General features: G+C 67.9%; 7 protein-coding genes. 6 read left to right on the forward strand and 1 reads right to left on the reverse strand.

Translation table 11 applies throughout. The features are described from left to right. The first annotated feature begins 104 nt into the window (after positions 1 to 104). The 6 genes from BR31_RS0112925 to BR31_RS0112950 all read left to right on the forward strand — a co-directional run bounded on the left by BR31_RS0112925 (position 105) and on the right by BR31_RS0112950 (position 7,062). Positions 105 to 1,595 (forward strand): flavin-containing monooxygenase, encoded by a 1,491-nt coding sequence (locus BR31_RS0112925; RefSeq protein ID WP_027501337.1) that lies wholly within the window; start codon positions 105 to 107, stop codon positions 1,593 to 1,595. A 45-nt stretch (positions 1,596 to 1,640) separates the two neighbouring features. After that, a complete protein-coding gene (locus tag BR31_RS0112930; RefSeq protein ID WP_037176514.1) occupies positions 1,641 to 2,414 on the forward strand; it encodes an MBL fold metallo-hydrolase in 774 nt (257 codons plus the stop codon). A 229-nt stretch (positions 2,415 to 2,643) separates the two neighbouring features. Next, positions 2,644 to 3,018, forward strand: coding sequence for a chorismate mutase family protein (locus BR31_RS28485; protein WP_051637367.1), 375 nt, complete (start codon positions 2,644 to 2,646; stop codon positions 3,016 to 3,018). A gap of 5 nt (positions 3,019 to 3,023) precedes the next feature. Next, entirely contained in the window at positions 3,024 to 5,114 is a 2,091-nt protein-coding gene (pabB, locus tag BR31_RS0112940; protein ID WP_027501339.1) for an aminodeoxychorismate synthase component I, read from the forward strand. Then, positions 5,111 to 6,067, forward strand: a complete 957-nt coding sequence (locus tag BR31_RS28490; protein ID WP_331281124.1) for a prephenate dehydrogenase/arogenate dehydrogenase family protein — start codon at positions 5,111 to 5,113, stop codon at positions 6,065 to 6,067. Before pabB ends, BR31_RS28490 begins: the two co-directional genes overlap by 4 nt. Positions 6,068 to 6,093: 26 nt before the next feature. Further along, complete coding sequence (locus BR31_RS0112950; RefSeq protein ID WP_051637380.1) at positions 6,094 to 7,062, forward strand: AurF N-oxygenase family protein; 969 nt, start codon at positions 6,094 to 6,096, stop codon at positions 7,060 to 7,062. A 239-nt stretch (positions 7,063 to 7,301) separates the two neighbouring features. On the opposite strand, the gene BR31_RS28495 is transcribed toward BR31_RS0112950, so the two are convergent. Next, entirely contained in the window at positions 7,302 to 7,706 is a 405-nt protein-coding gene (locus tag BR31_RS28495; RefSeq protein WP_231496470.1) for a hypothetical protein, read from the reverse strand. Positions 7,707 to 7,771: the final 65 nt, after the last annotated feature.

The following is a 7,771-nucleotide window of genomic DNA, read 5'->3' on the forward strand; positions in this document are numbered from 1 at the left end:
CACACCTCCATCCACCTGGATCGTAGGTGGCCAACGGTCCGGGATGCAGTGCGGCGCGGTGCTAGGTTCGAGGTGGAACACTCCCCACGACGGCGGTGGCAGACATGGCGATCGACCATTTCGACGTCCTGATAGTGGGTGCCGGCCTGTCCGGGATCGGTGCCGGGTACCACCTGAAGACGAGATGCCCGGACAAGACGTACGCGATCCTCGAGGCGCGCGGCGCGATCGGCGGGACCTGGGATCTGTTCCGCTATCCCGGTGTTCGCTCGGACTCCGACATGTACACCCTCGGGTACTCCTTCCGGCCGTGGACGGACGCGAAGGCCATCGCCGACGGCCCGTCGATCCTGAGCTACGTCCGCGCCACGGCACGCGACGAGGGGATCGATCGGAACATCCGGTTCGACCACCGGGTGACCCGCGCGGAATGGTCCAGCGAGGACGCCAGGTGGACCGTCGAGGCCCAGCACGGCCCCGACGCCGAGATCGTGCGCCTGACGTGCAACTTCCTGTTCATGTGCAGTGGCTACTACGACTACCGGGAGGGCTACACGCCGGAGTTCGAGGGGGTCGACCGGTTCACCGGCCGGGTGGTGCACCCACAGCACTGGCCCGACGACATCGACTGGGCAGGCAAACGCGTCGTCGTGATCGGCAGTGGTGCGACCGCGGTGACGCTGGTCCCGGCGATCGCGGAGTCAGCCGCGCACGTCACGATGCTGCAGCGATCGCCCAGCTACGTCTTGTCCGTGCCGGACGAGGACGTGATGGCGAACCGGTTGCGCGCGCTGCTGCCACCGAAGCTGGCCTACGGCATCGTTCGATGGAAGAACGTGCTGCGCTTCATGCTCTTCTTCACGCTGAGCCGGCGTGCACCCGGTGTCGTCAAGAGGATGCTCCGCAAGCAGGTACAGGCACAACTGCCTGCCGGGTTCGACGTCGACGCCCACTTCACGCCCCGCTACGACCCGTGGGACCAGCGCATGTGCTTCGTGCCCCACGGTGATCTGTTCAAGGCGATCCGGCACGGTCGGGCGGACATCGTCACCGACCGGATCGAGACGTTCACCGAACGGGGAATCGAGCTCGCGTCCGGGGCGGAGCTGGCGGCCGACATCATCGTGACGGCCACCGGGCTGAAGCTCATCGTGGGCGGCGGCGTCGGGCTGAGCGTGGACGGCGTCCCCGTCGACGCCGCAAAGGCCCTGAGCTACAAGGGGATGATGATGAGCGACGTCCCCAACTTCGCCAGCTGTATCGGATACACCAATGCGTCGTGGACGCTCAAGTGCGACCTGACATGCGAATACGTGTGCCGACTGCTCAATCACATGACCGCAGACGGTTACCGGCAGTGCACGCCCCGCAACGTCGACCCGTCCATCACCACGATGCCGATCATCGACTTCTCGTCCGGGTACGTGCAGCGCTCGATCCACGAGTTCCCGAAACAGGGATCGAAGAAGCCGTGGCGGCTCTACCAGAACTATGCCCTCGACATCGCGATGCTGAAGTTCGGATCCGTCGAGGACGCCATGGAATTCGTGCGGGTCGACGCGACGGGCGACCGCCGCGCGGACATCGTGGGCTGATCACCCGCCGGGCGGCGGATCGGCAGACCTGGGATCGTGGGTGCCATGTCCGATCGAACACCGCGGGTCCGATGGCACGGGCACGCCACCGTCTCGATCACGGACGGCGGGACCACCATCCTGACCGACCCGATCCTCACCGACCGGGTCGCACACCTGCGGCGTAGACGCGGACCCAATCCGCTGGACATCTCGGGCCAGGTGACGAACCCGCTGCGCCCGGACGCGGTGGTGCTGTCCCATCTGCACGCGGACCACACCCATCTGCCCTCACTGAGACTGATCGGCGGCGACGTGCCAATCCTCGTCCCCGCAGGCGCGGTCGGCCAGATGTCGGGGCTCCGGGCGTTCGGCGATCGGTTGGTCGAGGTGAGCCCCGGCGACGAGGTGCGCATCGGCGGTGTGCTCGTCCGCGGCGTTCCGGCCGAACACGACGGTCGACGCTGGCCACGCGGGCCGCGCCGGGTGCGGGCGCTCGGATACGTGATCGAGGGCGAGGGACGTACCTACTTCGCCGGGGACACCGCCCTGTTCGGGTCGATGTCGGACTGGATACCCGAATGCGATGTGGCGCTCATTCCCGTCGGCGGGTGGGGGCCGAGTCTCGGACCGGGCCACCTCGACCCGGCGGCGGCGGTCCGCGCGGCGGTCGCGGTCGGTGCCGGCACCGCGATCCCGGTGCACTTCGGCACGCTCTGGCCGATGGGGTTCGATTCGGTGCGCCCCGATCGCTTCTACGGGCCCGGCGCCGAGTTCGTCCGCCGGATGGCGGAGGCGGGGCTGTCCGCCACCGAACTGCGTCCCGGCGAGTCGAGCTGAGGGGCTGACAACAGCAACCCAAGAGAGACCACATCGGCCGCGGCGTACCGCCGGATCTGGGTAACGTCGGGGTTCGAGGATTCGATGAAAAGGGTGGCTCGGGCATATTCCCCCATGAGAGGATTGGAAGATTCTCTACCCGGAGTTCTGCTCGAGGCTGACGGACCTCGGCGGGTGTGCATCGACCGGAGCCGGTGCGGGCCAGCCCAGATTGCTAAGGCGGCGGCGGATGGACACGTCGAATGGTTCCCACGGGGCCGGAAACGGATTCTCGGCGGCGCAGCGCGAGCTCGAGGTGTTGCGAACCGAGCTCGACGATGTGGACCGGCATCTGCTCGAGGACGTCCGTGCACGCATCGAGGTGTGCACCCGGATCGCCAAGGTCAAGAGGCGGCATTCGATACCGATGATGCAGCCACAGCGGGTCGGTTTCGTCCAGGACCGCGCGCAGACCTACGCGGTCGAGCACGAGCTGTCCCCTGACTTCTTCCGCTCGCTCTACGAGCTGCTCATCCGCGAGACCTGCCGGGTCGAGGATCTGATCATCGACGCGGACGGATCCGAGCCGGAGGGTGCGAGCGGCCCGTCTGGACGTGGGGGCTGACGCCCATGACGCCGACGCGAACACTCCTCATCGACAACTACGACTCCTTCACCTACAACCTCTACAGTCTGCTGGCCGAGGTGAACGGGGTCCCGCCGACCGTGGTGTCGAACGACGTCGACTGGGCGTCGGTGAACCTGGCCGACCACGACAACATCGTCATCTCTCCTGGGCCGGGACGGCCGGACCGGGACCGGGATTTCGGCATCAGCGCCATCGCGATCACCGATGGCGATCTGCCCGTTCTCGGCGTGTGCCTTGGGCACCAGGGGCTGTGTCACCTCTTCGGCAGCCCGGTCGTTCCCGCGCCGACGCCCATGCACGGGCGGATCTCCGAGATCCACCACACGGGGGAAGGACTGTTCGCGGGTATCCCGTCGCCCTTCCGCGCGGTCCGGTACCACTCCCTGATCGTCGAGGATCCGGGCGATCAGCTCGAGGCGCTGGCCCATACCCGCGACGGCCTCTTGATGGCGGTGCGCCACCGAGAGCGTCCGCTCTGGGGCGTCCAGTTCCACCCGGAGTCCATCTGCACCGATCACGGCCGCGCGCTGCTGACCAATTTCCGGGACCTGACCCCGCGAGCGCGGGCGGGCTCCCACAGTGCCGCGGCGCGCCCGATGACCCTGCCGCTCGCCGAGCCCCGCTACCGCGTCGACAGCATGCGCATCGACAGGGCGCTCGATCCGAAGGAGGTCTACGAGGCCCTGTTCGCACATGGCCCGAACAGCTTCTGGCTCGACGGCAGCGCGGCACTGGAGCCGGATTCGCGGTTCTCCGTCATGGGCGACTGCTCCGGCCCCCTGGCCGAGTACGTCACCTACAGCGTCACCGAGACCACGGTGCAGGTGCACCGGCAGGGGAAGCTCGCGCGCGAGGTCCACACCACCTTCTTCGACTACATGGACAAGCAGTTGCGCGCTCGCGCGGTGGCCCCCCGCCCCGATCTCCCGTTCGGTTTCTGCCTCGGCTACGTCGGGTACCTCGGCTACGAGCTGAAGGCGGACACCTGTGGGCAGCTCGTCCACGCCTCGCCGAATCCGGACGCTGCCGTCGTCTTCGCGGACCGAGCGCTGGTCCTCGACCACGAGGCCAACTGCTGCTATCTGCTCTCGCTCGACGACGGTTCCCACGACCAGGAGGGCGCCCGCTGGCTGACCGAGACGGCCGCCGTGCTGTCGGAGTTCGATGTGGTCCCCCACGAGCCGCCGTCCCCGCCCCCGCTGGTCCATCTCGATGCCGACCCCCAGCCGCGATTCCGGCATGACCGGGACGCCTACCTCGCGCTGATCGAGCAGTGTCTCAGCGAGATCCGGTCCGGCGAGTCGTACGAGGTGTGCTTGACCAACACCGCGACCCTGAACGGGGCGATCGACCCGCTGGATCGCTATGCGTGTCTACGTGAGATCAGCCCGACCCCGTACAACGCACTCCTGCAGTTCTCGGGGATCTCGGTCCTGAGCGCCTCACCCGAGCGCTTCCTCCGGATCGGCGCGGACCGGGTGATCGAGTCCAAGCCGATCAAGGGCACCAGGCGGCGGTCGTCCGTGCCGGACACGGACGAGGCCCTGCGCCGCGACCTGGGTGACAGCGAGAAGGATCGCGCCGAGAACCTGATGATCGTGGACCTCGTCCGCAACGACCTGTCCCGCGTCTGCCTGCCGGGATCGGTGCACGTCCCGAAGCTGTTCGACGTCGAGACCTACGCGCCAGTGCACCAATTGGTCTCGACCATTCGCGGCAACCTGCGGCCGGGCGTCTCGGTGGTGGACTGCATCCGGGCGACCTTTCCCGGCGGATCGATGACCGGCGCGCCGAAGGTGCGGACCCTTGAGATCCTCGACAAGCTCGAGGACGGCCCGCGCGGGGTCTACTCGGGTGCGATCGGATACTTCTCGCTCACCGGCACCGCTGATTTCTCCATCGTGATCCGGACCCTCGTCGCCACGGCCGACGAGGTGACGTTCGGTGCGGGCGGCGCGATCATGGCCATGTCCGACCCGGACGAGGAATACGAGGAGACGATGGTCAAGGCCGTCACCATGAAACGTTGCCTGTCCATGAACACCGACCATCAGGACCAGGCCGGACCGTGATCGGCACTGGATCTGCGCGGGCGTCTTCGCAGTTCCGTACCGCCGTGGTCGTCGGCGGTGCGGGATCGGTCGGCGCGATGCTGGTGGCGTTGCTGCGCGGCGACGGGGCCCGGGTCCTGGTGGTCGATCCCCGCTGTGCGGCGCGCACAGAGACCATCACCGACGCGGATGCCATGGCTGCGGACCTGACGGCCCCGACAGGGGAACTCCTCGAGGCGCTGCGCTCCGCCGACCTCGTGGTGCTGGCCGTGCCGGAGTCGGTCGCGCTGGCCGCCGCGCCCGATCTCCCCGGGCTCATCTCCCCCGGCGCCCTGCTCGTCGACACGCTGTCGGTCAAGACACGGTTCGCGCGAGCGCTCACGGACTCCGCGCCCGGACTTCCGGCGGTCGGGGTCAACCCGATGTTCGCGCCGGACCTGGGTATGGCGGGCAGGCCGGTGGCCGCGGTCACCTATCGCGGGGGCCGTCAGGTCGACTGGTTCCTCACGTCGCTGTCCGGATGGGGGGCCGAGATCGTCCGGCTCGCACCGGAACAGCACGATCGGATCGTGGCGGCGACGCAGGCGCTCACGCACGCGGCGGTATTGGCCTTCGGCCTCGCGCTCGCCGAGCTCGATGTGACGAGCGAGGAACTGTCCGCCACCGCGACCCCACCGCACACGGTGGCGCTGGCGCTGCTGGCCAGGATCGGGCTCGGGAACCCCGCGGTGTACCGGGACGTCCAGGCCGGGAATCCTTTGGCGGGCAGGGCACGCGACGCGCTGGCGGCGGCGGTGACCCGGTTGTCTGCGGTGGTCGAGCACGGCACCGAGGCAGATTTCGATGCGCTGGTGGCCGTCTCGCGTCGGCCTCTCGGCGACCGCACCCGCCGGTACGGCGACCTGTGTGCGGAGATCTTCCACGGCCTGGCATCCGAAGGGGTATCGGTGCGATCGGAGGTGATCGAGTCGTGACAGGTCCGTTCGAAACGTACGGCGGGGTGTTCGGGTTCGAGGGCCTGCTGTCGCCGCCCTCCCTGCCCGAGTGCGACGAGTCGGATCCGGTCGAGAGCGCGGTGATCCGCAGCCTGGTCAGGAGCTGGCCGCGCCGGGCGACGGTGCGGCGGGTCGAACCCGAGCTCGACGACTTCTTCGATCCTGCCAAGGCCGACTTCCCCGAAGATCTGCTCCCCTTCCGCGAGCACGACCTGTACCGCTGCCTGGACGAGACGAAGAAGGACCGGCTGCGGGCCTGGGGATGGATCGCCTACAACAAGAACGTGATGGACATCGAGCAGTTCGTGGTGAATCCGGGTTTCCAGTTGCTCTCCCGCGACGCGTTCGGCACCGGGCTCGGCGATCGCCACCGCGCGGCGGCGCTGCAGTCGATGGTCGACGAGGAGTACCACACCCTGATGCACCTCAATGCCAGCGCCGCAACGCGCAGGCACCGGGGTTGGCCGTTGCGCGAGGACGCCCTACCCACAGCCCAGACGGTCCGGCGCCACCACGCGGCTGCCGTTGGCCACACCGATCCGAGGGCCGCCGCGCTGACGACCCTCGCCTTCACCACGGTCGCCGAGACGTCGATCAGCGCCTACCTGGCTCTGATGACCGAGGACGAGGGGGTGCAGCCCGTGAACCGGGCGACCGTGGCGCTGCACCGTCGCGACGAGCTCTGTCACTCCTCCATCACCGGCGATCTGGTGACGATGGTGTACGACGGTCTCGACGCGGACGACCGGCACACCCTGCTCGAGGGTCTGCGTGACGGGGTGGACGCGTTCACCGGGAGCGATCTGACGACATGGCGGGCCATCCTCGAACGCGAAGAGGTCACCGGTGCGGGCACGATCATCGCGGACGTCACGGCGGACAGCGACCGCAAGCCGATGGTTCAGGACTGCAGTGCGATCCGGCGGCTGTGCGAGCACCTGGGCATCGCGAAGGACGTCCGCCCCGCGTGGTGACAGGTGTGGACGAGAACGAGCACGTCAGCTGTGACCCTGTGCCGCTTCGGCTCTCTCGACGGCCGCGCGCGTGAGATCGATGAGTCTTGCAGTGTTCTCGGTGGTGGCCGGATAGCCGGCCGAGGTCACTCCGATGACGTACTCGCCGGTGAGCGCGCCGTATCCGATGTGCGTGTCATCACCCTGACTCACTATGCCCGCGAATGCCCTGTCACCGATATCGACCGGTGCAGGCAGCGCTACGAAACCCTGGACGGCTTCACTTTTGTCGATCGCTTGCCCGAATGCAGCCGAGGCCGAGTCGGAGCTGGGATATCGATCTGCCGAAATGTCACCTTCCTGCCGTCGTCCCCTTCGTAGATCGCCATTCTCGTCGCCTCGGGTGTGCCGGCAGCATCAGGGCTTTCGGTCGGCGTGTGCTGTCTGGCCAGCTCCGGGAAGTAGTTCTGTACGACGTCCGACGTGACAAGAGCCTCCTGGGGCAATTGGTTCGTCCCGGATGTCGTGACGTGGTCGTGCGATTCGGCACCGGGCTGCGTGGGTTGTTGTCCGCAGCCCGATGCCAGCAAGACTCCTGACACGACGATCGAGAGCGCGAGGAGAGGCGCGCCACCGCCGATACGTCGCACGGGGTTTCGCTCCATTTGTCGCACCTCGCTCGTTCCTCTCCCGTGGGACAGCCAACGGAACGGACGGCAGTCGGCGACCG

It is taken from the genome of Rhodococcus sp. UNC363MFTsu5.1 (genome assembly GCF_000686785.1).
In the GTDB taxonomy this organism is placed as follows: domain Bacteria; phylum Actinomycetota; class Actinomycetes; order Mycobacteriales; family Mycobacteriaceae; genus Rhodococcus_G; species Rhodococcus_G maanshanensis.